Genomic DNA, 25,304 nt, shown 5'->3' on the forward strand with positions numbered 1-25,304 from the left:
CATGACTCTGTCCCGCGTTGCGATGGTCGGCGCGGTGGTCGCCGGCGTGGTCGTCGGTGCACCACTGGCCGCCGCACAGCCCGTTCCGGTCGAGCCCGCGCTCCCGCCGCTCCCGGTCCAGATTCCGCCCGTGCCGCAGCCCGTGCTGCCGCCGATTCCGGGTGCGGCGCCGAGCACGACCGCGGCACCGACCACGACCGCGACGCCGAGCACCCCGGCGGTCGCCGTCGCTCCGGCCACCTCGGTTGCCGTCGCTCCGGCCACGTCGGCCGCGACGACCACGACGTCCGCCGCGAGCACCACCGTCGCACCGGCCGCCGCCTGCACCTCGTGGAAGGTCAGTACCGTCGCCGACGGATTCGGCGTGCTGGAGAACCTGGCGTTCGACGGCCGCGGCGCGATGCTGCTCTCGGAGAGCCCCGCGTTCGGTGACGGCGCGATCCGCACGCTGACCCCCGCCGGAACGAAGGGCACCCTCGTCTCCGACGTCGCCTCGCCCGGCGGCATCACGGTTCGCGGCGGCCGGGTGCTGTTCACCACCGGCGACAACGTGATGGCCGGGCTGTACAACGGCACCAACGGCACCGTCGAATCGGTGGGCCTGGACGGCGGCGACCGCACCACCGTCGCGCGTGGGCTGACGATGCCGAACGGGCTCGCCGCCCTGCCGGACGGTGACCTGCTCGTCACCCAGGCACTCGGCGACCGGCCCGGTCTGACCCGCATCCCGGCGACCGATCCGAGCGAGCCCGAGCGGGTGCGCACCGACATCGGCTCGGCCAACGGACTTTTCGTGTCACCGGACGGATCCACCGTGTACGTCGGCAACACCTTCGACAAGTCCACCGAGCTCCGGGCGCTGGACGCGGCGAACCTGACCGGTGACGTGACGACCGTCACGCTGCCCGGTCCCGGGCCCGCGAACGCCGGCGACGACCTGACGGTCGGCAGCGACGGGTCCGTGTACATGGCACTGAACGGGGCAGGCAAGGTCGTCCGGGTCGATCCCGCGACCGGGAACACCTGCGAGATCGCGACCGGCCTGCCGCTGACCTCCTCGGTCCGGTTCGGGGCCGGTGCCGGCTGGGACCCGGCGTCGTTGTACACCACCGGATTCGACGGGTCGGTGCACCGCCTGACGCCGCCGGCGAGCTGACCGGAGCTGTCGTGGACGAACGCGGCGCAGGAGCGGCACCGGAGAGCGGCGACCGGGCGCGGCTGACCGCGTGGGTGCACGGCACCGTGCAGGGCGTCGGGTTCCGCTGGTGGACCCGAGCCCGCGCGCTCGAACTCGGCCTCGTCGGGCACGCCACGAACCGGCCCGACGGGCGGGTGCTCGTCATCGCGGAGGGACCCCGACGCGACTGCGAGCGGCTGCTCGATCTGCTGCGCTCCGGCGCGACCCCCGGCACCGTCGATCTCGTCGTCGAGAGCTGGTCCGACGCAGCCGGTGGGCTGGTCGGATTCGTCGAACGCTAGGGTCGGAGATTCGTGTCGACAGATGAGGGGACAGGGTCGATGGGACCCGAGGGGGAGGGCCCGCGCGACGCGGGCGAGCCGGCGGCCGACGCGGCGCCGTCCGAGCCGCCACCGGCGAAGGCCACACCGGGCGAGGGCGCACCGGGCGAGGGCGCCTCGGCCGCCGAGCCGGGCGCACCGTCCGAGCCGGCGCCCGGCACGGGCCCGGCGCCCGGCCGCATCCGCAGGCAGGAACCCGGCACGACGACACCGCGTCCCCCGACGGTCGGTGAGTCGCGGGCCCGGGACAAGGCACGCCGTGCCCGGGAGGAACAACAGCGGCTCGAGGCCGAGCAGTCGGCCAAGGACGAGGCGAAGCGCCGCACCCGGCGCCGCGCGATGATCGGCGGCGTCGCGGTCGTCGGAGTCGTCGGACTGGTCGCGCTCGGGTACACGGTCCTGTCCTCCGACGAGGTCGACGCCACCTGCATCGACCCGAACACCGAGGTCGTGGTCGACGACTCCTACTGCAGTTCCGGAACTCCCGGTGCCGGCGGCGTGTTCATCTACGCCGGCTCGACGTACCGGTACTACTACGGCGGCAGCAGCGGCGGCGTCGGCACGAAGGTGTCCGGCGGCACCGTCGTCACCCCGAAGGGCGTGACGATCAAGACGAAGTCCGGCACCACGATTCAGCGTGGTGGATTCGGCAGCAAGATCTCCGGAAGCAGTGGGACCTGATGCGCAGACTCCGTGGTACCCCGCGGTCGGGATGGCAGCAGACCGTCGCCGCCCAGGGCATGGTGTACGGCACGCCGGCCCGGATGGCGGACGGCAGCAACCGCCCGTACTGGGACGAGTCCGTGCACTACACGTTCGACATGGACGAGATTCTCGCCCTCGAGGCGGACGTCGAACTGCTGCACTCGATGTGCCTGAACGCGGTCGAGCACGTCGTGCTCACCGAGCGCTACCGCGACTTCGGTCTGCCGGAGTGGACGTGGGAGCCGATCGCACAGTCGTGGCAGCGTGGCGACCCCCACGTGTACGGGCGCTTCGACCTGCGCTACGACGCACGCCGGCCGGCGAAACTGCTCGAGTACAACGCCGACACGCCGACGACGCTGCTGGAGGCGTCGATCCTGCAGTGGCACTGGCTCACCGACACCCATCCCGGTGACGACCAGTGGAATTCGCTGCACGAGAAGCTCGTTGCGCGATGGTCCGAGATCCGTGCTCAGCTGCCGAGCGCGGAGCTGCACCTGTCGTGGTCGAGTGCCGACCTCAGTGGCGAGGACAACGTCACCGTCGCGTACATGCAGGAGTGCGCCGCGGAAGCCGGACTCGACACCGTCGCCCTCGCGATCGAGGAGATCGGATTCGACAGCGATCTGCACCGCTTCGTCGATCTCGAGGAGGCGCCGATCTCCTCGCTGTTCAAGCTCTACCCGTGGGAGTGGGTGCTCGACGACGAATTCGGCAGGCGCGCAGTCGAACTTCTCCCGGAAACATTGTGGATCGAGCCGCTCTGGAAGGCGATCCTGAGCAACAAGGCGATCCTCGCGGTGCTGTGGGAGATGTATCCCGGTCACCCGAACCTGCTCCCGGCCTACCTCGACGACCCGCACGAGCTCACCGAATACGTCCGCAAACCGAAGCTCGGCCGCGAGGGCGCGAACGTCTCCATCGTCGGCGCAGGCATGGACACCAGCACCGGGGGCATCTACGGCGAGGAGGGGTTCGTTTACCAGCTCCTCGACCCGCTGCCCGAATTCGACGGCATGCGACCGGCTCTCGGCGCGTGGATCGTCGGCGACGAGGCCGCCGGACTCGGCATCCGGGAGACCGCCGGCCTGGTCACCGACGACGGGGCCGCGTTCGTGCCGCACCGCATTCCCCAGGCGTAGCGGCGCACCGCCCCGGCCGGCACCGCACGCCGACACCTCACCGACACCGACGAACGGAGAACCTCGATGACCACTGCGGTGGCAGCCCTCGGCAGCGACTACTGGTCCACGCTCGGCCACGGCGTGTCCGCGATCGTTCTGTACGCGATTCTCGGTCTGGCACTGATGGTTCTCGGATTCTTCGCCATCGACTGGACGACGCCCGGGAAGCTGCGCGAACTGGTGCGGGAGGGGCGCCCGAACGCGGCGATCGTCACCGCGTCCGGGATGGTCAGCATGGCGCTGATCATCGTGCTCGCGATCTACGCCTCGTCGGGGCGGCTCGTCGAGGGGCTGATCTACAGCGCGGTGTTCGGACTCGTCGGAATTGCCGCACAGGTCTTTTCGGTCCGATTCGTCGAACTGGTCACCGCCATCGACATCGGGGACGTGCTCGCCCGCGACCGTTTCACGCCCGAGGTGCTGGTCGTCGCGGCCGCGCACCTGGCGCTCGGCCTGATCGTCGCCGTCGCGATCCTCTAGGAATCCGCCCGGACATCTCGCAACGAGACACGCCCCCCATCTCGGAACGAGGCACGCCTCGGTGCATCGCCGCGCGCCATCTGTAACACTGTCCGGTGCGTCGGGGAAACACACGAGAATCTCGATACATTCGTCGAGCGGCGGTATGGGGCGCGTCCCAGCGGGGTGGGTGCGGCCGTCGGCTGCCGTTCGATGAGGGGGAAAGGTCTTCATCGAATGTTCAGAGCTGGAATGTCCGGCCGGTTCAGACGTGGGCTGCGGATGCTGTCCGCGTCCGCGGTGGTCGCGGGAGTGATCTCCGGCACGGCCGGAGGCGCGGTCGCGGGTGCCGCCCCGGTGGTGCACCGTGCTCCGTGGGGCGGCTACGAAGAGGTGTGGGTGCCCTCCGACATGGGCCCGATCAAGGTCCAGATCCAGTGGGCCAAGCGGGGTGGCAGCGCGGCGCTGTACCTCCTCGACGGCATGCGCGCCCGCAACGACTACAACGCCTGGACCCGCGACACCAACGCGCTCGCGCAGTACGCGAACGACAACGTCACGCTCGTGATGCCGGTCGGCGGCGAATCCTCGTTCTACAGCGACTGGATGGCGCCGTCGAACTTCAACGGCCAGCAGAACGCCTACAAGTGGGAGACGTTCCTGACGAAGCAGCTCCCGGACTACCTGGCGACCCGCGGCGTCTCGCGGAGCAACAACGGTGTGCTCGGTCTCTCGATGGGTGGCTCGGCGGCGCTGACGCTGGCGGCCTACCACCGCGACCAGTTCAAGTTCGCCGGCTCGCTGTCGGGGTACCTGAACATCTCGGCGCCGGGCATGCGGGAGGCGATCCGCGTCGCGATGCTCGACGCCGGCCGCTTCAACGTCGACTCGATGTGGGGTCCGCCGTGGAGCCAGTCGTGGCTGCGCAACGACCCGTTCGTGTTCGCACCGCAGCTGCGCGGGCTCTCGCTGTACGTGTCGGCCTCGAGCGGTCTGCCCGGGCCGCTCGACCACCCGAGCGCGCCGATCGACTACTACAACACCGCGAACGCGATGGGCCTCGAGGCCCTGGCGCTCGCCAACAGCCGCGCGTTCCAAGTCCGCCTGGACACCCTCGGCGTCGGTGCCACCTACAGCTTCCCGGCCAACGGCACCCACTCGTGGCCGTACTGGGAGTCCGAGCTGTGGAAGGCCCGGCCGCAGATCCTGGACACCCTGAACGCCTGGTGACGGTCAGGAGCCGATGAGGTCGGCGTCCGGGAGCCCGCGGGAGACGGTGTCACCGTCGAAGTACGCGGGCTCCCGGCGCCGCCACCACCACATCAGCGGCAGCCCCGCCGCCATCGAGCCGACACCGAGCAGGAACACGCCGCCGACCTGCCAGTGCGGTGCGAACGGCAGGGTCCAGGACGTCTCGCCGTAGTCGGCCGCGAACGACGTGACCGCGGTCCACCCGGCCGCGAACAGCAGCAGCGCTCCACCGGCCAGCGGCAGCACCACCCGCAGCCACAGCGCCCGGCCGCCTGCGCGCAGCGCGCCCCGGTACAGCCACGCGCACGCCACACCCGTCATTCCGTAGTAGAAGCCGACCGCGATCCCGATCGCCGAGACGGAGTCGAAGATCAGGTCACCGGCCGCGATGAAGTTGAACGCGATGTACAACGCCGCGGAGACCGCGCCCATCGCGAGCGTCGACACGGTCGGGGTCATGAACCGCGGATGCACCTTCGCGAACGCCTCGGGCAGCGCCTTGAACACGCCCATCGACAGCGTCGTGCGCGCCGTCGGCAGGATCGTGGTCTGCGTCGACGCGATCGCCGAGGTCAGGATCATCAGCAGCAGCACGTGGACGAGCACCACCCCGACCGGGCCCTCCCCGAACACCGCGGTGCCCAGCGCGGCGAAGAAGTCGTCGAAGTGCTCGGGGTTCGCCAGCCCGGTGCCTTCCGTGCCGACCCCGGCGAACGACTGCGCCGCGACCGTGACCAGCACGTAGAGCGCGACCAGCACGATGGTCGAGATCACCGCCGATCGGCCGGGGGTGCGCCGCTCGTCGACCGTCTCCTCGTTGACCGAGACCACCGAGTCCCAGCCCCAGTAGATGAACACCATCAGCAGGATCGCGTTGACGAACGTGGAGAACGAGCCGATCTCCAACGGGTTGAACCAGCTCCACTGCGGCGTCGACGCCGCCGCGCCCGCGTGGCCGAGCCACACTCGGACCAGCGCGACCACCGCGAACACGACGAGCGCGACGAACTCCACGGTCAGCAGCACCGACTGCACCCGCGCCGAGATCTCGATCCCGCGGAAGCACAGCCACGTCATCGTGAGCATGAACGCGACACCGAGCACGAGGACCGCGACGTGCGTCGGGTCGTGGCCGATGCCGTCTGCGCCGAACAGCAGGAAGGTGTACTGGCCGGCCACCTGCGCCATGCTCGCCATCACCAGGACGTCCGCGACGACGATCGCCCAGCCGCACATCCACCCCCAGGACGGGCCGAATGCGCGTGCCGCCCACACGAAGGTGGTGCCGCAGTCGGGGTCCACCCGGTTGAGCTGCTGGTATCCGAACGCGGCGAACAGGATCGGGACGAAGGCCAGCAGCGCGATCACCGGCGCCTGCAGGCCGACCGCCGCGACCACCAACCCGAGAGTGGCGGCAATGCTGTAGGCAGGTCCCGCCGAGGCGACACCGATCACCACACTGGACGTCAGGGTCAGTGACCCCGACCGCAGTCCCTTGTCCGGGACACCCGCCTCACCATGCTTTGCGGCCGGTGCCGCCTCATCGATCACTGGCCGCAGCTTAGGGCACGTCTCCCGCTTGCCGTTTCGGCGCCCCTCGCCCCGGATCGCACCGCTGTGTGGTCTGCGCCGACCCCGTTCCCGACCGAGGGCGTGGGGTGACTGCATCCGATGCGCATCCGGAGTATTGCCGCATCGAAATGTAGTAGATATGCTACGAAAAACCGAAGGTTGATTATGGGGAGGGGTCATGGGTTCGAGGGACGGTGTTGTGCTCGAAGTCGACGCTGTGCGAATGCGATACGGCGACACCGACGTTCTGCGCGGGGTGACCTTCCAGGCGCGCCGCGGCGAGGTGCTGGTCATGCTCGGCCCCAACGGGGCGGGCAAGACGACCACCATCGAGATCCTGGAGGGCTTCCGCACTCGGTCCGCGGGTGGTGTCGCCGTCCTCGGTGTCGATCCGGAACACGGTGACGAACGCTGGCGCGCCCGGGTGGGCGTCGTCCTGCAGTCCTGGCGCGACCACGCCAAGTGGCGCGTGCGCGATCTGCTCGAGCACCTCGCCGTGTTCTATCGGCCTTACGTCGGTGATCGAATCCAACAGCCTTGGGACACTACCGAACTCATCGAGCTTGTTGGGCTGACCGACCAGGCGGGCGCCAAAATCGGCACGTTGTCCGGTGGTCAGCGGCGTCGGCTGGACGTCGCGATCGGCATCGTCGGCCGTCCGGAGTTGTTGTTCATGGACGAACCCACCGCGGGCTTCGACCCCGCCGCCCGTCGTGACTTCCACGACCTCGTGCACCGCCTGGCCGACCTCGAGGACACGACGGTGCTGCTCACCACCCACGACCTCGACGAAGCGGAGAAGATCGCGGACCGGATCCTGATCCTGGCGGGCGGGCGCATCGTCGCCGACGGCTCGCCCGACGAGCTGACCCGCGCGATCGCAGGTGAGGCGGAGGTGCGCTGGACCGTCGACGACCAGCGCTTCGTGCACACCACCACCGAGTCGACGAAGTTCGTCCACGAACTGTTCAAGCAGCACGGCGATTCCATCGGTGAACTGGAGGTGCGCCGCGCCTCGCTGGAGGACACCTACATGGCCCTGGTCCGCCGTCACGAGTCCGGCGACGCCCCGACCGGGGTGCTCACACTCTCGGAGGTCGCACGATGAACCCCACGTCCAATGCGGTCCGGGCGGGCTTCACCCGCGGATGGATCGAGCTTCGTCAACTGTTCACCGCCGCGCCCGACCTGATCGGTCAGTTCCTGACCCCGGCCATCGCACTGGTCGTGCTCTACCTGCTGCGCAATCGCGAGTACCCGGGTGGCGACCTCTCCGTCGCCGAACTCGCACTGCCCGGGCTGATCGGGTCGATCATCGTGTTCAACGGTCTGTTCGCGATCACCAACGTTCTCGTGCTCGACCGGGAGGACGGAACACTGTTGCGGGCCAAGGCGGTGCCGGGCGGCATGACCGGCTACGTCGTCGGCAAGATCGTCTCCGCCGCGGGATCCGTTGTCGTGCAGGTGGCGGTCGTGCTGGCGGTGGGGATGGCGATCATCGGCGGGTCCTCGCTCGACGGGGCCGCGGCGTGGCTGACGTTCGTCTGGGTTCTGCTGCTCAGTCTGCTCGCCGCACTGCCGGTCGGGGCGATCCTCGGCGCCGTCCTCGACGGACCGCGCGCGACGTTCCTGCTGACGATGCCGCTCATGGGACTCGTTGCGATCTCCGGCATCTTCTACCCGATCACCGCGTTGCCGGGCTGGCTGCAGGGCGTCGCACAGGTGTTCCCGATCTACTGGAGCGGGCTCGGAATGCGCTCGGCGCTGCTGCCTCCGGACGCCGTCGCCATCGAGATCGGCGAGTCCTGGCGGCACATCGAGACAGCTGCCGTGCTCGGCGTCTGGGCCGTCGCAGGGCTGCTGATCGCACCGGTAGTGTTGCGGCGCATGGCGCGTCACGAATCCGGGTCGAATATGGCGGCACGGCGAGAGAAGGCGATGCAGCGTGCCTTCTGAGGTCATCCACAACCGCATCGCGATGCTGCGTGCCGAGCGGGGCATCTCGCGGCGGGAGTTGGCCGAGGCGCTGGGCGTCCACTACCAGACCGTCGGGTACCTCGAACGCGGCGAGTACAGCCCCAGCCTGCACCTCGCGCTGCGGATCGCCGCGTACTTCGAGGTGGCGGTGGAGGTCGTGTTCTCGACCGAGCCCTTCCCTCGACTGGGCTCCGGTGCGGAGACCGCCTGACGTCGGCTCACATTGCGCCGCGATCGGGGTGGGAGGAGGCTGGGTCCGTCCACTGGCCTGCCGGCGGCATCCGGCAGGCCACGCCGCACCGACCGCCCCAGGAGCTGTGATGAGCGTCGTCACCACGAACCAACCGTTGGGCACCCCCACCTGGATCGACCTGGGGATTCCCGACCTCGATCGGGCCATGACGTTCTACGGCGCGGTGTTCGGATGGGAGTTCGACATCGGCCCCGAGGAGTACGGCCGATACACGATGTGCCTGCTGCGCGGGAAGAAGGTCGCCGCACTGATGGCGAATCCGGATCCGGGGGCGACCGAGTTCTGGTGGAACGTCTACCTCGCCACCGAGGACGTCGACGTCACCGTCGCCCGGTCCCGCGACGCGGGCGCGGTCGTGCTGGGCGAGCCGATGGACGTGATGGGCGAGGGCCGGATGGCGATACTGCGGGATCCGTCCGGGGCGCAGTTCGGGTTGTGGCAGGGTCGGGCGCACGTCGGCTGCGAACTGGTCAACGAGCCCGGCACATTGCTGCGCAACGACCTGGTGACCGCGACCCCGGGGCCCGCCCGGGACTTCTACACGACGGTTTTCGACTTCACCCTCGACGGGAACGAGGATCTGCCGGGGCTGGACTTCACGTTCCTGCGCCGCCCCGACGGGCACGAGATCGGTGGCATCGTCGGCGACCCGGCGGCGCCCGAGTCGGCGTGGGGCACCCTCTTCCAGGTCGAGGACGCGGACGCGGCCGTCGCGGCGGCCCGCGCCGCCGGCGGCACCGCGGACAACCCGACGACCATGCCGTACGGGCGGACCGCGGATGTCACCGATCCGTTCGGGGCGCGGTTCACGGTCGGCGCACCCGCGGCGTCGTGACCGGGGCCGCGTCCGCCCGGGTCCGGTCCGACCGTGCAATGGCCGGATCGGTCGGTGCGGTGCCGTAATCTCATCGGCTGTGCACCTCAAGAGTCTGACGCTGAAGGGATTCAAGTCCTTCGCCTCCGCGACGACTCTGCGGTTCGAGCCCGGCATCACCTGCGTCGTCGGTCCGAACGGATCCGGCAAGTCGAACATTCTCGACGCCCTGACCTGGGTGATGGGCGAGCAGGGCGCGAAGGCGCTGCGCGGCGGCAAGATGGAGGACGTCATCTTCGCCGGGACCGCGGGCCGTCCGCCGCTCGGCCGCGCCGAGGTCACGCTGACGATCGACAACAGCGACGGCGCGCTGCCGATCGACTACTCCGAGGTGTCGATCACCCGGCGCATGTTCCGGGACGGTGCCGGCGAATACGAGATCAACGGCTCGTCGTGCCGTCTGATGGACGTCCAGGAACTGCTGTCCGACTCCGGCATCGGCCGCGAGATGCACGTGATCGTCGGGCAGGGCCGGCTCTCCGCGATCCTCGAGTCCCGGCCCGAGGATCGGCGGGCCTTCGTCGAGGAGGCCGCCGGCGTCCTCAAGCACCGCAAACGCAAGGAAAAGGCGGTCCGCAAGCTCGACTCGATGCAGGCCAACCTCGCTCGGCTGACCGACCTGACCGCCGAGCTGCGCCGTCAGCTCAAACCGCTCGGCAGGCAGGCCGAGGTGGCGCGGCGCGCGCAGACCGTGCAGGCCGAACTGCGCGACGCCCGGCTCCGCCTCGCCGCCGACGATCTGGTGACCCGGCGGACCGAACTGGCGTCGCAGGCGGAGAGCGAGGCGATCGCGCGGGCCCAGCAGGAGCACGTGCAGGCCGAGCTGGAGGCCGCGACCGCCGAACTCGGCCTGCACGAGCAGGCCCTCGCCCGGCTCACCCCGGGTGCGGAGGCCGCCGGGCAGACCTGGTTCCAGCTGTCCGCGCTCGCCGAACGCGTCAGCGCCACCGTCCGGATCGCGACCGAGCGGGCGCGGCACTTCGGCAGCGAACCCGTCGCGCACCGCGGCCAGGACCCGGACCAGCTCGAGGAGCAGGCCGACCGGGTCGCCGCCGAGGAGCGGGAGCTGCACGAGGCGGTCGAGATCGCCCGCGCGACCCTCGACGCGGCGAAGGAGCAGCTCGCCGAGTACGAGGAGGCGTCCGCGGCCGCGGAACGCGCGCACCTCGCCGCGGTCCGGGCGATCGCCGACCGGCGGGAGGGCCTGGCCCGGCTGTCGGGTCAGGTCGACACGCTGCGCACCCGCGCCGACTCCATCGACGCCGAGGTCGCGCGGCTGACCCTCGCCATCGACGACGCCCGCGCCCGCGGGGACGCCGCCCAGGCGGAGTTCGAGTCGGTCCAGGAGAAGGTCGACGAGCTCGATGCCGGCGAGCTGGGCCTGGACGCGCACCACGAGCGGTCCGTCGCCGCGCTCGAGGTCGCATCCGCCCGCGTCTCCGACCTGCAGAACGCGGAACGCGCCGCCGGGCAGGAGGTCGCGTCGCTCGGCGCCCGCATCGACGCCCTGGCGATCGGGCTCGAGCAGAAGGACGGTGCCGCCTGGCTGCTCGAGCACCGGGCAGGGGACGGGCTGGCCGGGTCCGTCGCGGGCCTGCTCCGCATCGAACCCGGTTACGAGGTCGCCCTCGCGGCCGCGCTGGGACCGGCCGCCGAGGCCGTCTCCGCGGACACCGCCGCGTCGGCCCACGCCGCGTTGAGCGCGCTGAGTGCGGCGGACGGTGGCCGCGCCGCGCTGGTGGTCGGTGACGCGCCGGTCGCGGCGTCACCGGCGTCGGGAGGACTGCCGCCCGACGCCCGCCCCGCCCTCGACCTGGTCGACCACCCCGAATCGCTCCGGGGCGCACTCACCGCGCTGCTCGGGTCCGTCGTCGTCGTCGACGACCTCGAGGCGGCCTCGAATCTCGTTGCCGCGCAACCGCAGTGGCGTGCCGTGACCCGGGCAGGCGACCTCGCCGGGGCCGGCTGGATGGTCGGCGGCTCCGAGCGCAGGCCGTCCACGATCGAGGTGCAGTCCGCGATCGACGCATCCACCGCGGCACTCGCCGACGCCCGGCGCCGCGCCGAGGACCTCGCGGCCGCGCTGTCCGGGGCACTCGCGGAGCAGGCCGACCGCGCCGAGACCGCCGAGCACGCGCTGGCCGCCCTGCACGAGTCCGACGCCGCGATGTCCGCGATCTACGAGCAACTCGGCCGGCTCGGGCAGGTGGCGCGGGCGGCGCACGCGGAATCCGACCGGCTGGCCGCACAACGCACGGCGGCGGAGAGCGGACGCGAGGAGGCGATCGCGACCCTGCAGGAGCTCGAGGAACGTCTCGCGCTCGCGCAGCAGGAGCAGTCCACCGGTTCCGACTCCCCGGCCACCGACAGCGGTGAGCGGGAGGCCGCGGCCGCGGCGCTGGCCGAGGTGCGGTCGGTGGAGGTCGAGGCGCGACTGACGCTGCGGACGGCCGAGGAGCGCGCGGAATCGGTTCGGGGCAAAGCGGATTCGTTGCGGCGCGCGGCCCGGGCCGAACGGGAGGCACGGGAGCGGGCGCAGCGGGCGATGGCGGCCCGGAAGAACGCCGCCGCGGTCGCCGCCGCCGTCGCCGAGTCGGGCACCAAGGTCGCCGCCCATCTCGACACCGTCGTGGCGGCCGCACTGGCGCATCGCGAGGACCTGACCCGGCAACGGTCCGAGCGTGCCCAGCAGGTCGAGGGGGTCAAGGAACGGGTCCGGCAGCTCACCGCGCAGGCCGGCGCCCTGACCGATGCGGTACACCGCGACGAGGTCGCCCGCGCCCAGGCCGCCACCCGGATCGAACAGCTCGAGGCCGCGATCTCGGAACAGCACGGCATCGGTCTCGACGACCTGGTCGCCGAGTACGGGCCCGACGTGCTGCTGCCGCCGTCGCCACTCGAGATCGCCGAGTACGAGCAGGCGCGCGAGCGCGGCGAGCAGGTCGTCGCGCCCGCGCCGATGCCGTACGACCGGTCGACGCAGGAACGCCGGGCCAAGCGCGCCGAGAAGGACCTCGCCACCCTCGGCAAGGTCAACCCGCTCGCGCTGGAGGAGTTCGCGGCGCTCGAGGAACGCTACAACTTCCTCTCCACGCAACTCGAGGACGTCAAGAACGCCCGCAAGGACCTGCTCGGGGTGGTCGCCGACGTCGACGCCCGCATCCTGCAGGTGTTCACCGAGGCCTACGCGGACGTCGAACGCGAGTTCGTGCAGGTGTTCGGGAAGCTGTTCCCCGGCGGCGAGGGACGACTGGTGCTCACCGATCCGTCGGACATGCTCACCACCGGCATCGAGGTCGAGGCCCGTCCGCCGGGCAAGAAGGTCAAGCGCCTGTCGCTGCTCTCCGGCGGTGAGAAGTCACTGACCGCGGTCGCGATGCTGGTCGCGATCTTCCGGGCCCGGCCGTCGCCGTTCTACGTGATGGACGAGGTCGAGGCCGCCCTCGACGACACCAACCTGCGACGGCTGATCGGGCTGTTCGAGCAGCTGCGCGAGAAGTCGCAGCTGATCGTCATCACCCACCAGAAGCCGACGATGGAGATCGCCGACGCCCTCTACGGCGTGAGCATGCGCGGCGACGGCATCACCCAGGTGATCTCCCAGCGGATGCGCGGGCAGAACCTCGCCGCACCCGTGCCCGTCGCCGAGTAGCCGCGACCGTCACCCGCCGAGGCGTCGGAGGTCGGGGTAGTTCGACAGCTCCCAGCCGCCGTCGACCACCAGACTCGAGCCGGTGACGTAGCTGGCGTCGTCGCTGGCCAGGTACAGGCACGGCCCCGCGATCTCCTCGGGCGTCGCCGGCCGCGCTGCCGGGATGCGGTCGAGGAACATGTCGCGGGCCGGCTCGTACGCCAGCACCGGGGCCACCAGCGGGGTGTCCACCAGCCCCGGGAGCACCACGTTCACACGGATGCCGTCCGGGGCCAGTTCGACGGCCGCCGTCTTGCTGAACATCACCACGCCGGCCTTGCCGGTCGAATAGGGGCTCCCGGCCGGCATCGGCACGACGGCGTTCAGCGACGCCACGTTCACGATGGCGCCGCCGCGGCCGCCCGCGCGGATGTGCCGGGCCTCGTGCTTGGTGCACAGGAAGACGCCCTTCTGCACGAGGTCGACCGTGAAATCCCAGTCGGACTCGGCGAGATCGACGATCGCACCCACCCGGGAGGCGCCGGCGACGTTGAAGGCGAGGTCGATCCGGCCGAACCGGGTCGCCGCGGCATCGAGCGCCGCGGCGACCTCGGTCTCGACGGTCACGTCGGCGGGTGCGGACAGGAACGAACGGCCGAACTCGTCGGCCATCCGTTCGAGGGCGTCCTTGGCGACGTCGATGCCCGCGACGTTCGCGCCCTCGGCCATCAGCCGGACAGCGATGGCCTCGCCGATCCCGGACGCGGCGCCGGTGACCACCGCGGTCATGCCGTCGAATCTGTTCTCACTCACTACTGTTGCTCCGTCCTCGGGGGTGATGTCGTGAGGTGATGCCGTTGGTCAGCGCGCGTCCCGTACGCCGGCACGCAGGAACCGGCCGGTGCGCCGGGTGCCGAGCGCCGGTGCGGGTTGTCCCTCGCCGAAGACGAACTCGCCCCCGACGAACACGGCGGTGACGGCCTCGTCGTTCCGGTTGACCATCCTGGACAGGTTGTCGTACTCGGCGACCGGGGATTCGGCGTAGGCGTCGAGGGACTCGTCCAGGTGCGCCGGATCGATCACGACGAGGTCGGCCCGGTCACCCTCGCGCAGGTGCCCGGCGTCGAGGTCGTACCAGTCGGCGAGCTCGCCGGTGAGCCGGTGCACGGCCTGCTCCACCGACATGAACGGATTCCCCGCTCGCTCGGCGTCGCGCACGCGACGCAGCAGGCGGAGCCCGAAGTTGTAGAAGGCCATGTTGCGCAGGTGTGCGCCGGCATCGGAGAAGCCCAGCTGCACACCGGGGTCGGAGGCGAACTTGTTGAGCACCTCGGGGCGGTGGTTCGAGATCGTGGTGCGCCACCTGACCTTGGTGCCGTACTCGACCACCAGGTCGAGGAAGGCGTCGACGGGATGTACCCCACCCCGGTCGACCCCGACCTGGCCGAAGGTCTTGCCGATCACCGACTCGTCCGGGCATTCGACGATCTCGGCGTCGAAGAAGTCACGGTGCCAGACCCGCGGACCGTACTTCTTGTCGTAGTCCTTGCGGAACCGGCGGCGGTAGGACTCGTCGGCCAGCAGCGCGCGCCGTTCCTCGATCTGATTGGACAGGTGCAGCGCCGCCGCACCCGACCCGAACTCCTCGAACACGGGCAGGTCGATGCCGTCCGAGTACACCTCGAACGGCACCGGCAGGTGCTGCCACCGGAAGTTGCCGCGCATCCCGTTGACGGCCCGTGCCATCGCCGGGAACACGTGCGCCACAGCCGGTATCGCCTTGACGTCGGCAGCCGAGAGCAGGCTCACCTTCAACGGGCGGCGGAAGAGCCCCACGCTGCTCAGCGCCAACGCGACCATGGACTGCGGGCGGCCGACGTCCGGGCCGGCCTGCAATGCCCGGCCCCGGCGTCGCAGGATCGCACTGAGCCTGCGACGTTCCCGCCGTGTCGAGTACGTCGAGGGCAGGGTCCGGGACCGGCAGACCTCGCCGTCGAGCTTGTCGAACAGCAGCTCCTGCGAGGACATGCCGATGAAGCCCGCGTCGAGCGCCTCCTCGAGCTTGGCCGCCATCGCGTCGAGTTCGGCCGGGGTGGGTTTGACGTCCTTGCGGGTCGCCCGGTCGAGGCCCATCTGTGCGGCCCGAATGTCTGAATGGCCGATGAAGGAGGCCACGTTCGGGCCCAGTGGCAGTGCCTCGAGGGCCTCGACGTACTCGTGCGCCGAGGTCCACGTCTGGGACGCGGTGAGGGTGTCGACCACGAACTTGCGCGGGATGGCCTCGACCCGGCCGAACAGGTCGCCCGCGTCGGAGGGATCGGCGTGGACCGCCGACAGCGAGCACGACCCCAGGAAGATCGAGGTGACGCCGTGCCGCACCGACTCCTTGAGCCCAGGACTCAGGATGACCTCGACGTCGTAGTGGGTGTGGATGTCGACGATGCCCGGGATGACCCACTTCCCGGCGGCGTCGATCACCTGCGGGCAGTCCGTCTCGTCGAGTGCATCGACCGACACGGAGGCCACCCGCCCGTCGCGGATGCCGAGATTCCTGGTCTCGGACCGTGCGCCGGTGCCGTCGAACCACCGGCCGTTCTTGACGATCACGTCGTAGCTCATCGCAGATCACTCCAATCTCGAACCGCTGTTGCCGACCGTGGGGCCATCAGACGACCACCTGGGTGCGCATCGTCTTGCCGGTCGCGTTGCGCGGCAACGGCGACGTGGTGATCCGCCACCGAGCCGGGACCTTGAAATAGGCGAGGCGCTCGGCGGCGAAGGCCCGCAGCTCCTCTTCCGTGACGGCGCCCTCCGACCGCGCGACGACCACCGCGGCCACCTCCTGGCCGAGGTCGGGGTGGTCGACGCCGATCACCGCGCACTCGAGGATCTCGGGGTGCTCGTCCAGGCACTGCTCGATCTCCATCGGGTACACGTTCTCGCCGCCGCGCAGGATCAGGTCCGACCGTCGCCCGGTGAGCCGGACCATGCCGTTCTCGATCACACCGAAGTCGCCGGTGCGCAGCCAACGGTCCTCGGTGATCGCTGCGGCGGTGGCCTCCGGGTTGTCCCAGTAGCCGAGCATCACGTAGGGGCTGCGCGCGCAGATCTCGCCCTCCACCCCGTCGGGAACCTTTACTCCGAACGGGTCCCTGACCTCAACGGCGACCCCGATGATGGGCCGGCCGAGGGTTCCGGGGAACTGCGCGAGATCGAGCGGGGTGGCGACGGAGATCGCGGTGGCACTCTCGGTTTGGCCGTAGCTGTCGACGAGGGAGTTGCGCGCGAACGGCACCTTCTCGCGCAGGCGGTCCTGGAATGCCGCGGACGACGGCGCCGCCGACAGCGCGAACGCAGTGACCGAGGAGAGGTCGTATTGCGACAGATCCTCGTGCTCGAGCAGACGATTCGCCATGGTGGGGACGGCGGCCCAGTTGGTCACGCGCTCGCGTTCGACCAGCCGGAGCATGCGGTCCACGTCGAACGAGCCCTGGTGGATCACCACCGCGCCGCCCGTGGCCAGCCGGGGGACGGCCAGGTTGTGCAGGCTGGCGATGTGGAACAGCGGCGAGGTGAGCAGGTACCGCCGGTCGCTCGGGGCATCCGAGTTCGGGTCGCCGCCGGTGAACGCGGCGGCGAGCGCATCGCTGAACCGGTGGTAGTCGATGGTCGCGAGCACGTTTCGGTGCGAGTGCACGGCGCCCTTGGGTCGGCCGCTGGTCCCGCTGGTGTAGAGGATCAGCGCCGGATCGTCCTCGTCCACATCGGTGTGCGGCAGGTCGGAGCCGGCGAACTCGGCGACCAGGCGCGGGACGTCCTCCTCCATGGTCAGCACGGGGACGTCGGCGCCGAGCTCGCCGAGCAGCGCGGCGCGCTTGGCGTCGGCGACCACGACGGTGGGCTTGGTGTGGTCGATGCCGTACTCGACCTCACGCGGCGCCCACCAGGCGTTGAAGCCGACCGCGATTGCGCCGAGTGACTGCGCCGCCCAGAAGGCGACGAGCCATTCGGGGGTGTTGGCGGCCAGGATGCCGATTCGGTCGCCCTTGCCGACGCCGTACCGCTCGCGCAGCGCGGTCGCGAACGCGGCGGCGGCGGCCCCATGTTCCGTGTAGCTGATCCGGCGATCCTCGGTGACCAGGTAGTCGCGGTCGCCGTACCCGAGCGACGCCGCGAGCACGTCGCCGAGGGACCGGTCCCGGTTCTTCATCACCGGGATCTCGGCGCCGAGCACCTCCTCGACGCCGAGCTCGAACCGCCCGCCCGGGCCCGTCAGCCCGGCCATCACGGACGCGATGTACGCCTGTGGGTCAACGGACTTCGTCACTGTGGTTCCTTTCGATGGTGGTGTGTGGTCACGGGACGAGCACCGCGCGGCCGCGGATCTGCCCGGCCTCGAGCCGGTCGAACGCGGTTCGTGCGTCGGCGAGGTCGAACCGGTCCACCTCCACGGTGAGCAGGCCGGCCTGCGCGAGCGCGATCGAGTCGACGAGGTCGCTCCTGGTGCCGCCGTAGGACTTTCGCACCGACGCTCCCCACGGCCAGCCGGGGCCGCCGGCCGGGTCGGCCGTCACCCCGGGGACCCCGCCGCCGAGCCCGATCATCCGGTAGGCGCCGTTCGGCGCGACGGACTCGACCGACATCCGTGCGGTGGCATCGATCCCGACGAAGTCGAACACCGCGTCCGCGCCGCGACCCTCGGTGAGATCGAGGATCTGGCGTGCGGTCTCCGGCCCGGACTCCAGGGCGATCTCGGCCCCGCACCGCTTCGCGAGGTCGAGCTGGGCCTCGCCGACGTCGACCGCGACGACCCGGGTGGCGCTGACCGCCCGCAGGATCTGCACCGCGACGTGCCCGAGTCCGCCGACCCCGATGACCACCGCGGTGGAGCCGGGTCGCAGGTGGTCCCGGGCACCGCGGATCGCGTGGTAGCTGGTCAGCGCGGCATCCGCCATCGGTGCGGCCTGCTGGAAGTCCAGGTCGCCGATCGGCACGAAGGAACGGGCCGGTACCCGGACGTATTCGGCCATGCCGCCATCCGGGCCGAGGCCCGGGCACGGGGGCATCGCGGTGCGGCCCGCGGCCAGGCAGACGTTCTCGTTGCCGCTGACACACTCGCGGCACACCCCGCAGGACCAGCACAGGTAGATGATCCCGCGTTCGCCCGCATGGCGGCCGTCGACCTCGCTGCCCACCGCTTCGATGGTGCCTGCGATCTCGTGCCCGAGGGTCAGCGGCTCCTCCCGCATCTTCACCGGGAAGTGCAGCAGGTGCAGATCGGAGTGGCAGATGCCGGCCGCCCCGACCCGGATCAGCAGGTCGGACGGGCCGATCTCCGGCACCGGGACCTCCCGGATCTCGACAACGCCGGGATCGGTCAGTTGTAGTGCTCGCATCACGCCACCGCCTCGAAGGTCGCATTCAGGTAGGCGTCGGCACGGTCGGAACCGATGAGGCCGGGCGCCATCTTGTTCATCGCATAGGCGAAGGTGATCCCGCGGTCGAGGTCGTTGACGACGAACGACCCGCCGACCCCTGCCCACCAGCAGACCTTGCCGTCGGGAACGGCGGGCGCCGTCTGAGCGTGCGGCAGCCCGTAGCCGATCCCGAACCGCAGCGGGGTCAGGATCCCCAGGTCCACACCGTCGGCCTGCTCCCGGAAGATCGCGTCGACGGTCTCGGTCGACAGCCAGGTCCGGCCGTCGAGGACGCCGCAACCGGAGACGATCGACTGCAGCCGGGCGATCGAGCGGGCGTTGCCGTGGCCGTTGACCGCCCCGATCTCGGCCTGCCGCCACTGCGGGTCCGCGGTGCGCTCGTAGTCGAGCAGCGGGCTGGTCAGCGTCTTGACCAGGATGCTGTCCTGATCGAGCGTGGACAGGTCGAACTCGAGGGCCGGCGGCGGCACCAGCGGTGCGATCCGGTCGAAGTGCTCGGGGCCGGTGCCGATGTGGAAGTCGGCGTCCAGCGGCCCGGCCAGCTCCTCGGCGAAGAACCGGCCAAGGGTGCGGCCGTCGACCCGCCGGATCACCTCGCCGATCAGGTGACCGTAGTTGAGCGCGTGGTACCCGGACGCAGTGCCCGGCTCCCACCACGGGGCCTGGCCGGCCAGCCGGGCAACCGCGGCGTCGTGGTCGTAGATGTCGGCGAGCTCGATCGGCCGGTCCCAACCCGACACCCCGGAGGTGTGCGCGAGCAGGTGCCGGATCTCGACGTCCGCCTTGCCGTTGGCGGCGAACTCCGGCCAGTAGTGCGCCACCTTCTCGTCGAGGTCGAGCAGGCCGCGATCCACCAGCAGCAGCGCGGACAGGGCGGTCATCGTCTTCGTGATGGAGAAGACGTTGACGATGGTGTCGCGATCCCAGGGGGTGGTGCGGGCGGTGTCGGTGTGTCCGCCCCAGATGTCGACGACGGGTTCGCCGTCGACGGTCACGCAGACGGACGCCCCGAGCTCCTCCCGGGAGGCGAGCTGCAGTTCGAGCGCCTCGCGAACCGACTCGAAGCCCTCCGCGCAGGATCCCTGTGTCAGTGTCATCGAATCTCCTTCTCAGGCGTTCTGCAGGGCGCGGGCGGGCACCGGCAACGGGTTGCCCGCGGCCTGGGCGCGCTTGCCGCCGTCGACGATTTCCTTCTTCAGGTTGCGTACGTAGGGATCGAACTCGCACTGGATGGTGTGCCTGGGCGACTTGTAGTACGGCTTGAGGTAGTACTCCTCGTCGGCGGCGAGGACGGCGCCCATCTCGCTGGGAGACGGCGGGAGGTACTTGCCCGCGAGGTAGGCGGCGACGAGCTTGCTCTGCTGCTCGGCGAAGTTGACCAGGGTCGGCATCGGCTGCGCGAGGCCCATGAAGAACAGATTGTCGATGTCGGGCTTCATCATCCGCTTGAACAGCGGGAAGCGGTTCTCGCTGTCGGGCAACAGGTTCGGATCGGTGAAGAACGGGAAGCTGATGTGGTAGCCGGTGGCGCAGACGATCACGTCGACGTCCAGGGTGCTGCCGTCGGCGAAGCGCACCTGCTTGCCCTCCAGCGCGGTGATGGCCGGCTTGAACGCGATGTCGCCCGAGCCCGCCTTGCCGAGGAACTCGCCGCTCGCGGACGGGTGCGCCTCGAACGGCAGGTGGTCGGGCTTGGGCAGACCGTAGCCCTCCATGGAGCCGAGGTTCTTGTTCAGGAAGCGCCGCTTGAGCGCCAGGGAGAGCGGGCGCGGAATCCAGGCCGGCATCGTCATCTTGTCGCCGGCCGTGCCCTTCAGGTACTTCGGCAACACCCAGACCCCGCGGCGGGCGGAGACGGTCAGCGTCTTGGCCAGGAAGCGCTGCGAGAGCTCGGAGGCGATGTCGAGGCCGGAGTTGCCCATCCCGACCACCACGACGTTCTTGCCACGCATGTCGATCGGGTCGAACGGGTCGTTGTACGCGTGGCTGTGGATGAGCGTGCCGTCGAACTCGCCGGGGTAGTCCGGGGTCCGCGGATCCCAGTGGTGGCCGTTGCACACGATCAGCGCGTCGTAGGTGCGCGCCTCGCCGTTGGACAGCGTGACGGTCCACAGCCCGTCGTCGTCGCGCTCGGCGTGTTCGACGGAGGTGTTGAACGTGATCCTCTCCCGCAGGCCGAAGTGGTCGACGTAGTCCTTGAAGTACTGGAACAGCAGCGAGTGGTGCGGGAAGTCGGGCCACTCGGCGGGGACCGGGAAGTCCTCGAAGGCCAGCCGCCACTTGGAGGTGTCGATGTGCAGGCTCTGGTAGCAGGCCGACATCCCGTTGGGGTTCTTGTAGTACCAGTTGCCGCCGACCTCGTCGGAAGCCTCGAAGCAGTCGAACGGGATGCCGTGGTCCTTGAGGCGTTTGGCGGTGGTGATCCCGGAGGGGCCTGCGCCGATGATGCAGACGGTCGGAAGGGTCGTGGAGCTCATGGTGCTCGCTTTCTGTGCGTGTGCGGTCATCGGTCGGCGGCGGACGGCGGTGTGGTCGGCGCCATCGACACTCGCGTGAGTGACCTACGCCATATTCCAAGTTCACTGACGTACTGTCAAGTGAATGACGAGAGGTATTCTCAGTGACGGGCAGATTTGCCCGATCGGACGACGTGGACCAGGGTGGTGAACGTGAGCACGGCAAGCGGCGATGTCAAGGGAAGGCGCAGCACGCTGCGTGAGGAGCAGAAGAGAGCGACGCGCGCGAAGCTCGTGGATTCCGCGCGCGAGCTGTTCGAGACGCGCGGATACGCGGCGGTGACGGTCGACGACGTGGCGGCCGCGGTCGGCTGCAGCCGGGCCACCTTCTACCTGCATTTCCCCAGCAAGCTGGAGATCCTGCGGACGATCAGTGTCGAGAAGATGGTGCCGAGCGCGCTGGCGTTCTACCAGGACCTCGACCGTGTCCTCGACACCCGTTCCCGGGCCGAGTTCACGGCCTGGGTCAATCGAGCCATCGACTGGTTCGACGAGAACAAGCAGATGCTGCCGGCCTGGGACGAGGCGGCGGTCCTCGAGCCCGACTTCCGGGAGACCTCGCGCGAGGGCATCCTGGCGCTGCCGAACGCGATGACGCAATACCTGGCGAGCTGGCCGGACGCCCGGCACGACGAGGCACGGCTGCGGGTCGAGCTGCTCGTCACCCAGCTCGAACGGTTCTTCACCCGCTGGGCGCTGCAGGGCACCATCGACGTCACCCGCGAGCAGGCCGCCGAGGTGCTCACCGACATCTGGTTCCCGGCGTTGTCGGCTCCCGGGTCGCCGGGCTGACCGACACCGCGGACGCGCCGCGGTTCACCGTCCTCGCCCCGGCCTGACAGTATGAGGCGGTGACTACCGGAGCTTGGATCGCCATCGCGGCCGTACTGGCCGTCCTCATTGTCGCGCTCGTCGTCGGCGCGGTGCAGTACCGCCGGCGGCAGGTCAGCCTGACGCCGAAGTCGGAGCAGCCCGAGGCGCTCGGCGAGGCCAAGGACCGGTCCGGGGGGTACAAGTCCGCCGGTGGATTCAGCTTCAGCGAGGGCGCCACCGCGACCGCACCGCCGAAGCCGACGCCGGAACCGGTGGAGCCCAAGGTCGTCGAGAAGATCCCCGAGCCGCCGGTCGCCGAGAGGCCGCCCGTCGAGGAGAAGGTCGCCGAGCCGGAGGTCGTCGAGGAGCCGGTCGCCGAGGAGCCGGTCGCCGAGGAGAAGGTCGCCGAGGAGAAGGTTGCCGAGCCGGAGGTTGTCGAGGAGCCGGTCGCCGAGGAGAAGGTCGCCGAGCCGGAGGTCGTCGAGGAGCCGGTCGCCGAGCCGGAGGTTGTCGAGAAGCCGGTCACCGAGAAGCCGGTCGTCGAGGACACCGCGCCGGCGGTTGCCGAGCCGGAGGTGGCTGCGCCGACCGCCGCGGCTGCGCCCGTCCTCGAGGAGATCGCCCCGACCGCCGGCCGCCTGGACCGGTTGCGGGGTCGGCTGGCCCGGTCCCAGAACGCCGTCGGCAAGTCGCTGCTCGGTCTCATCGGCGGCGGTGACCTCGACGACGACGCGTGGGAGGAGATCGAGGACACGCTGATCATCGCCGACCTCGGCAGCGCGGTCACCGACGAGGTCGTGGGCAAACTTCGCACCGAGATCGCCGCCGGCACGGTTCGGACCGAGGCCGAGGCCCGGGCGATGCTGCGGAAGGTCCTGGTCGAGGCCCTGCACCCGGAGATGGACCGGTCGATCAGGGCGCTGCCGCACGACGCGACGCCCGGTGTGCTGCTGGTGGTCGGCGTCAACGGCACCGGCAAGACCACCAGCACCGGCAAGCTCGCGCGGGTGCTCGTCGCCGACGGCCGCCGGGTGCTGCTCGGCGCCGCGGACACCTTCCGGGCCGCCGCCGCGGACCAGCTGCAGACGTGGGCGGAACGCGTCGGCGCCGAGGTGGTGCGCGGCAAGGAGGGCGCCGACCCCGCCGCGATCGCGTTCGACTCGGTCTCCAAGGGCATCGAGACGGGGGTGGACGTCGTCATCGTCGACACCGCCGGACGCCTGCACACCAAGACGGGTCTGATGGACGAACTCGGCAAGGTCAAGCGGGTCGTCGAGAAGCGCGCCGAGGTCGACGAGGTGCTGCTGGTGCTCGACGCCACGATCGGCCAGAACGGCCTCGTTCAGGCGCGGGTGTTCGCGGAGGTCGTGGACATCACCGGTGTGGTGCTGACCAAGCTCGACGGAACCGCCAAGGGCGGCATCGTCTTCCAGGTTCAGCACGAGCTGGGAGTGCCGGTGAAGCTGGTCGGGCTCGGCGAAGGCGCCGACGACCTCGCGCCGTTCGAACCGGAGGCGTTCGTCGACGCGTTGCTGGGCTGATCGGACGCCGTCCCGGACCGCTGTTGTCGCCGGGTTTCACCACGAAACCTGAAAGCAACACAGTTCCGGGATGCGTTCACTCGGGCGAAACATCGGAGCGTCACAGCGGAAACACCCGGTGACCACCCTTCTCATCAAGTCGAAGATCCGCACACACGCGGAGCGACAGGAGAAGAAGGAGGAGGCACAAGGTGGATTTCCCGACTATCGGAGCGCCGGACGCCGGCGACACCGCGTGGATGCTGATCAGCGCCGCGCTGGTGTTGCTGATGACGCCCGGTCTCGCGTTCTTCTACGGCGGCATGGTTCGCGCGAAGAACGTCCTGAACATGATCATGATGAGCATCGGGGCGATGGGCGTCGTCGGCGTCCTGTGGGTGCTCTACGGGTACTCGATGGCCTTCGGTGAGGACAAGGGCGGCCTGGTCGGCGATCCGTTCCAGTTCTTCGGTCTCTCGGGTCTGTTCGGTGGCTCCTACCTGGCCAACGCGGGCACCGGTGCCCCCGCCGCGATCCCGCTCGTCGGAACCATCCCGGCGACCGTGTTCGTGGCGTTCCAGGCGATGTTCGCGGTCATAACCGTCGCCCTGATCTCCGGTGCGGTCGCTGATCGTCTGCGGTTCGGGCCGTGGCTGCTGTTCGCCGGCCTGTGGGCGACGATCGTGTACTTCCCGGTCGCGCACTGGGTGTTCTCGTTCGACGGGGTCACCGCCGAGCACGGTGGCTGGATCGCGAACAAGCTCAAGGCGATCGACTTCGCCGGTGGCACCGCGGTGCACATCAACGCCGGTATCGCGGGTCTGGTCCTGGCGCTGGTCCTCGGCAAGCGTCGCGGATGGCCGGGCACCCCGTTCCGCCCGCACAACCTGCCGTTCGTGATGCTCGGCGCGGCGCTGCTGTGGTTCGGCTGGTTCGGCTTCAACGCGGGCTCCGCGGTCGGTTCCAACGGCGTCGCCGGTGCCACCTTCGTCACCACCTTCGTCGCGACCGCCGCCGCGATGCTGGCCTGGCTGTTCGTCGAGCGGATCCGCGACGGCCACGCCACCACCCTCGGTGCCGCGTCGGGCATCGTCGCCGGCCTGGTCGCCATCACCCCGTCCTGCTCCTCGGTCAACGTGGTCGGCGCCCTCGCCATCGGTGCCGCGGCCGGCGTCCTGTGCGCCCTCGCGGTCGGGTTGAAGTACCGCTTCGGCTTCGACGACTCGCTCGACGTCGTCGGTGTCCACCTCGTCGGCGGCATCGTCGGCACCCTGATGGTCGGTCTCGTCGCCACCAAGGAGGCACCCGCGGCGGTCGAGGGCCTGTTCTATGGTGGTGGCTTCGACCAGCTGTGGCGTCAGGCGGTCGGTGCGGGTGCGGTGCTGCTGTACTCGCTCGTCGCCACGACCGTCGTCGCGCTGATCGTGAAGTACACGATCGGTCTGCGGGCGAGTGGCGAAGCCGAGAGCCGCGGTCTGGACGATACTGAGCACGCTGAAAACGCCTACGACTTCGTCGCACTCGGCGGAGGCACGGCAGGATCGGCATTCTCGTCGGCACCGGTGCGCACGACCGTCATGGAGGCATGAAGAC

At 70.1% G+C, this 25,304-nt stretch carries 21 protein-coding genes; 14 read left to right on the plus strand and 7 right to left on the minus strand.

Annotation, left to right across the window (positions count from 1 at the left end; genetic code table 11):
• Nucleotide 1 precedes the first annotated feature (1 nt).
• The 6 genes from ABD951_RS07645 to ABD951_RS07670 all read left to right on the plus strand — a co-directional run bounded on the left by ABD951_RS07645 (nt 2) and on the right by ABD951_RS07670 (nt 5,096).
• Nucleotides 2-1,156 (plus strand): SMP-30/gluconolactonase/LRE family protein, encoded by a 1,155-nt coding sequence (locus ABD951_RS07645; protein ID WP_345343238.1) that lies wholly within the window; start codon nt 2-4, stop codon nt 1,154-1,156.
• Nucleotides 1,157-1,167: 11 nt separating this feature from the next.
• Nucleotides 1,168-1,479 (plus strand): acylphosphatase, encoded by a 312-nt coding sequence (locus tag ABD951_RS07650; protein ID WP_345343240.1) that lies wholly within the window; start codon nt 1,168-1,170, stop codon nt 1,477-1,479.
• A 39-nt stretch (nt 1,480-1,518) separates the two neighbouring features.
• On the plus strand, nt 1,519-2,199 hold the full coding sequence (locus ABD951_RS07655) for a hypothetical protein (RefSeq protein WP_345343242.1): 681 nt from the start codon (nt 1,519-1,521) through the stop codon (nt 2,197-2,199).
• Nucleotides 2,199-3,365: a glutathionylspermidine synthase family protein gene (locus ABD951_RS07660; protein ID WP_345343244.1), complete on the plus strand. Its 1,167-nt coding sequence runs from the start codon at nt 2,199-2,201 to the stop codon at nt 3,363-3,365. Before ABD951_RS07655 ends, ABD951_RS07660 begins: the two co-directional genes overlap by 1 nt.
• Before the next feature lie 66 nt (nt 3,366-3,431).
• A complete protein-coding gene (locus ABD951_RS07665) occupies nt 3,432-3,887 on the plus strand; it encodes a DUF350 domain-containing protein (protein WP_345343246.1) in 456 nt (151 codons plus the stop codon).
• A 261-nt stretch (nt 3,888-4,148) separates the two neighbouring features.
• On the plus strand, nt 4,149-5,096 hold the full coding sequence (locus ABD951_RS07670) for an alpha/beta hydrolase (protein ID WP_425569808.1): 948 nt from the start codon (nt 4,149-4,151) through the stop codon (nt 5,094-5,096).
• A 3-nt stretch (nt 5,097-5,099) separates the two neighbouring features.
• On the opposite strand, the gene ABD951_RS07675 is transcribed toward ABD951_RS07670, so the two are convergent.
• Nucleotides 5,100-6,668, minus strand: a complete 1,569-nt coding sequence (locus ABD951_RS07675) for an APC family permease (protein ID WP_345343250.1) — start codon at nt 6,666-6,668, stop codon at nt 5,100-5,102.
• A gap of 244 nt (nt 6,669-6,912) precedes the next feature.
• Here ABD951_RS07675 and ABD951_RS07680 point away from each other — a divergent pair, with 244 nt between their 5' ends.
• From ABD951_RS07680 to smc, 5 genes are all read left to right on the plus strand, one after another.
• The gene (locus tag ABD951_RS07680; protein ID WP_425569794.1) at nt 6,913-7,797 is read left to right on the plus strand and encodes an ABC transporter ATP-binding protein; all 885 of its coding nucleotides are present in this window, start codon (nt 6,913-6,915) and stop codon (nt 7,795-7,797) included.
• The gene (locus tag ABD951_RS07685; RefSeq protein ID WP_345343254.1) at nt 7,794-8,645 is read left to right on the plus strand and encodes an ABC transporter permease; all 852 of its coding nucleotides are present in this window, start codon (nt 7,794-7,796) and stop codon (nt 8,643-8,645) included. Before ABD951_RS07680 ends, ABD951_RS07685 begins: the two co-directional genes overlap by 4 nt.
• Complete coding sequence (locus tag ABD951_RS07690; protein ID WP_345343257.1) at nt 8,635-8,877, plus strand: helix-turn-helix transcriptional regulator; 243 nt, start codon at nt 8,635-8,637, stop codon at nt 8,875-8,877. The genes ABD951_RS07685 and ABD951_RS07690 overlap by 11 nt, the downstream gene beginning before the upstream one ends.
• A 109-nt stretch (nt 8,878-8,986) precedes the next feature.
• Nucleotides 8,987-9,754, plus strand: coding sequence for a VOC family protein (locus ABD951_RS07695; protein WP_345343259.1), 768 nt, complete (start codon nt 8,987-8,989; stop codon nt 9,752-9,754).
• 79 nt (nt 9,755-9,833) lie between these two features.
• Nucleotides 9,834-13,445 (plus strand): chromosome segregation protein SMC, encoded by a 3,612-nt coding sequence (gene smc, locus ABD951_RS07700; protein WP_345343261.1) that lies wholly within the window; start codon nt 9,834-9,836, stop codon nt 13,443-13,445.
• A 9-nt stretch (nt 13,446-13,454) separates the two neighbouring features.
• On the opposite strand, the gene ABD951_RS07705 is transcribed toward smc, so the two are convergent.
• The 6 genes from ABD951_RS07705 to ABD951_RS07730 form a co-directional block, all read right to left on the minus strand.
• Entirely contained in the window at nt 13,455-14,213 is a 759-nt protein-coding gene (locus ABD951_RS07705) for an SDR family NAD(P)-dependent oxidoreductase (protein WP_345343924.1), read from the minus strand.
• Between the two features lie 72 nt (nt 14,214-14,285).
• Nucleotides 14,286-16,043 carry an N-acyl-D-amino-acid deacylase family protein gene (locus tag ABD951_RS07710; protein WP_345343263.1) on the minus strand — a complete coding sequence of 586 codons (1,758 nt, stop codon included), beginning with the start codon at nt 16,041-16,043 and terminating at the stop codon, nt 14,286-14,288.
• A 46-nt stretch (nt 16,044-16,089) separates the two neighbouring features.
• Entirely contained in the window at nt 16,090-17,751 is a 1,662-nt protein-coding gene (casG, locus tag ABD951_RS07715) for a steroid-24-oyl-CoA synthetase (protein ID WP_345343265.1), read from the minus strand.
• 28 nt (nt 17,752-17,779) lie between these two features.
• On the minus strand, nt 17,780-18,820 hold the full coding sequence (locus tag ABD951_RS07720) for an NAD(P)-dependent alcohol dehydrogenase (RefSeq protein WP_345343267.1): 1,041 nt from the start codon (nt 18,818-18,820) through the stop codon (nt 17,780-17,782).
• Nucleotides 18,820-19,959 (minus strand): serine hydrolase domain-containing protein, encoded by a 1,140-nt coding sequence (locus ABD951_RS07725; RefSeq protein ID WP_345343269.1) that lies wholly within the window; start codon nt 19,957-19,959, stop codon nt 18,820-18,822. Before ABD951_RS07725 ends, ABD951_RS07720 begins: the two co-directional genes overlap by 1 nt.
• A 12-nt stretch (nt 19,960-19,971) precedes the next feature.
• Entirely contained in the window at nt 19,972-21,339 is a 1,368-nt protein-coding gene (locus ABD951_RS07730; RefSeq protein WP_345343271.1) for a flavin-containing monooxygenase, read from the minus strand.
• Between the two features lie 183 nt (nt 21,340-21,522).
• Here ABD951_RS07730 and ABD951_RS07735 point away from each other — a divergent pair, with 183 nt between their 5' ends.
• From ABD951_RS07735 to ABD951_RS07745, 3 genes are all read left to right on the plus strand, one after another.
• Nucleotides 21,523-22,170: a TetR/AcrR family transcriptional regulator gene (locus tag ABD951_RS07735; protein WP_345343273.1), complete on the plus strand. Its 648-nt coding sequence runs from the start codon at nt 21,523-21,525 to the stop codon at nt 22,168-22,170.
• 59 nt (nt 22,171-22,229) lie between these two features.
• Nucleotides 22,230-23,732, plus strand: a complete 1,503-nt coding sequence (ftsY, locus tag ABD951_RS07740) for a signal recognition particle-docking protein FtsY (protein ID WP_345343275.1) — start codon at nt 22,230-22,232, stop codon at nt 23,730-23,732.
• 191 nt (nt 23,733-23,923) lie between these two features.
• Nucleotides 23,924-25,300, plus strand: coding sequence for an ammonium transporter (locus tag ABD951_RS07745; protein ID WP_345343277.1), 1,377 nt, complete (start codon nt 23,924-23,926; stop codon nt 25,298-25,300).
• Nucleotides 25,301-25,304: the final 4 nt, after the last annotated feature.

It is taken from the genome of Rhodococcus olei, from assembly GCF_039540555.1.
Taxonomy (GTDB): domain Bacteria; phylum Actinomycetota; class Actinomycetes; order Mycobacteriales; family Mycobacteriaceae; genus Rhodococcus_G; species Rhodococcus_G olei.

What these genes read in the sequence shown, in the direction of transcription:
- ABD951_RS07645 (WP_345343238.1), top strand. Translation starts at nt 2, where the DNA reads ATGACTCTGTCCCGCGTTGCGATGGTCGGCGCGGTGGTCGCCGGCGTG.
- ABD951_RS07655 (WP_345343242.1), top strand. Translation starts at nt 1,519, where the DNA reads ATGGGACCCGAGGGGGAGGGCCCGCGCGACGCGGGCGAGCCGGCGGCC.
- ABD951_RS07660 (WP_345343244.1), top strand. Translation starts at nt 2,199, where the DNA reads ATGCGCAGACTCCGTGGTACCCCGCGGTCGGGATGGCAGCAGACCGTC.
- ABD951_RS07665 (WP_345343246.1), top strand. Translation starts at nt 3,432, where the DNA reads ATGACCACTGCGGTGGCAGCCCTCGGCAGCGACTACTGGTCCACGCTC.
- ABD951_RS07670 (WP_425569808.1), top strand. Translation starts at nt 4,149, where the DNA reads ATGCTGTCCGCGTCCGCGGTGGTCGCGGGAGTGATCTCCGGCACGGCC.
- ABD951_RS07680 (WP_425569794.1), top strand. Translation starts at nt 6,913, where the DNA reads ATGCGATACGGCGACACCGACGTTCTGCGCGGGGTGACCTTCCAGGCG.
- ABD951_RS07685 (WP_345343254.1), top strand. Translation starts at nt 7,794, where the DNA reads ATGAACCCCACGTCCAATGCGGTCCGGGCGGGCTTCACCCGCGGATGG.
- ABD951_RS07695 (WP_345343259.1), top strand. Translation starts at nt 8,987, where the DNA reads ATGAGCGTCGTCACCACGAACCAACCGTTGGGCACCCCCACCTGGATC.
- ABD951_RS07705 (WP_345343924.1), bottom strand. Translation starts at nt 14,213, where the DNA reads ATGACCGCGGTGGTCACCGGCGCCGCGTCCGGGATCGGCGAGGCCATC.
- ABD951_RS07710 (WP_345343263.1), bottom strand. Translation starts at nt 16,043, where the DNA reads ATGAGCTACGACGTGATCGTCAAGAACGGCCGGTGGTTCGACGGCACC.
- ABD951_RS07720 (WP_345343267.1), bottom strand. Translation starts at nt 18,820, where the DNA reads ATGCGAGCACTACAACTGACCGATCCCGGCGTTGTCGAGATCCGGGAG.
- ABD951_RS07725 (WP_345343269.1), bottom strand. Translation starts at nt 19,959, where the DNA reads ATGACACTGACACAGGGATCCTGCGCGGAGGGCTTCGAGTCGGTTCGC.
- ABD951_RS07730 (WP_345343271.1), bottom strand. Translation starts at nt 21,339, where the DNA reads ATGAGCTCCACGACCCTTCCGACCGTCTGCATCATCGGCGCAGGCCCC.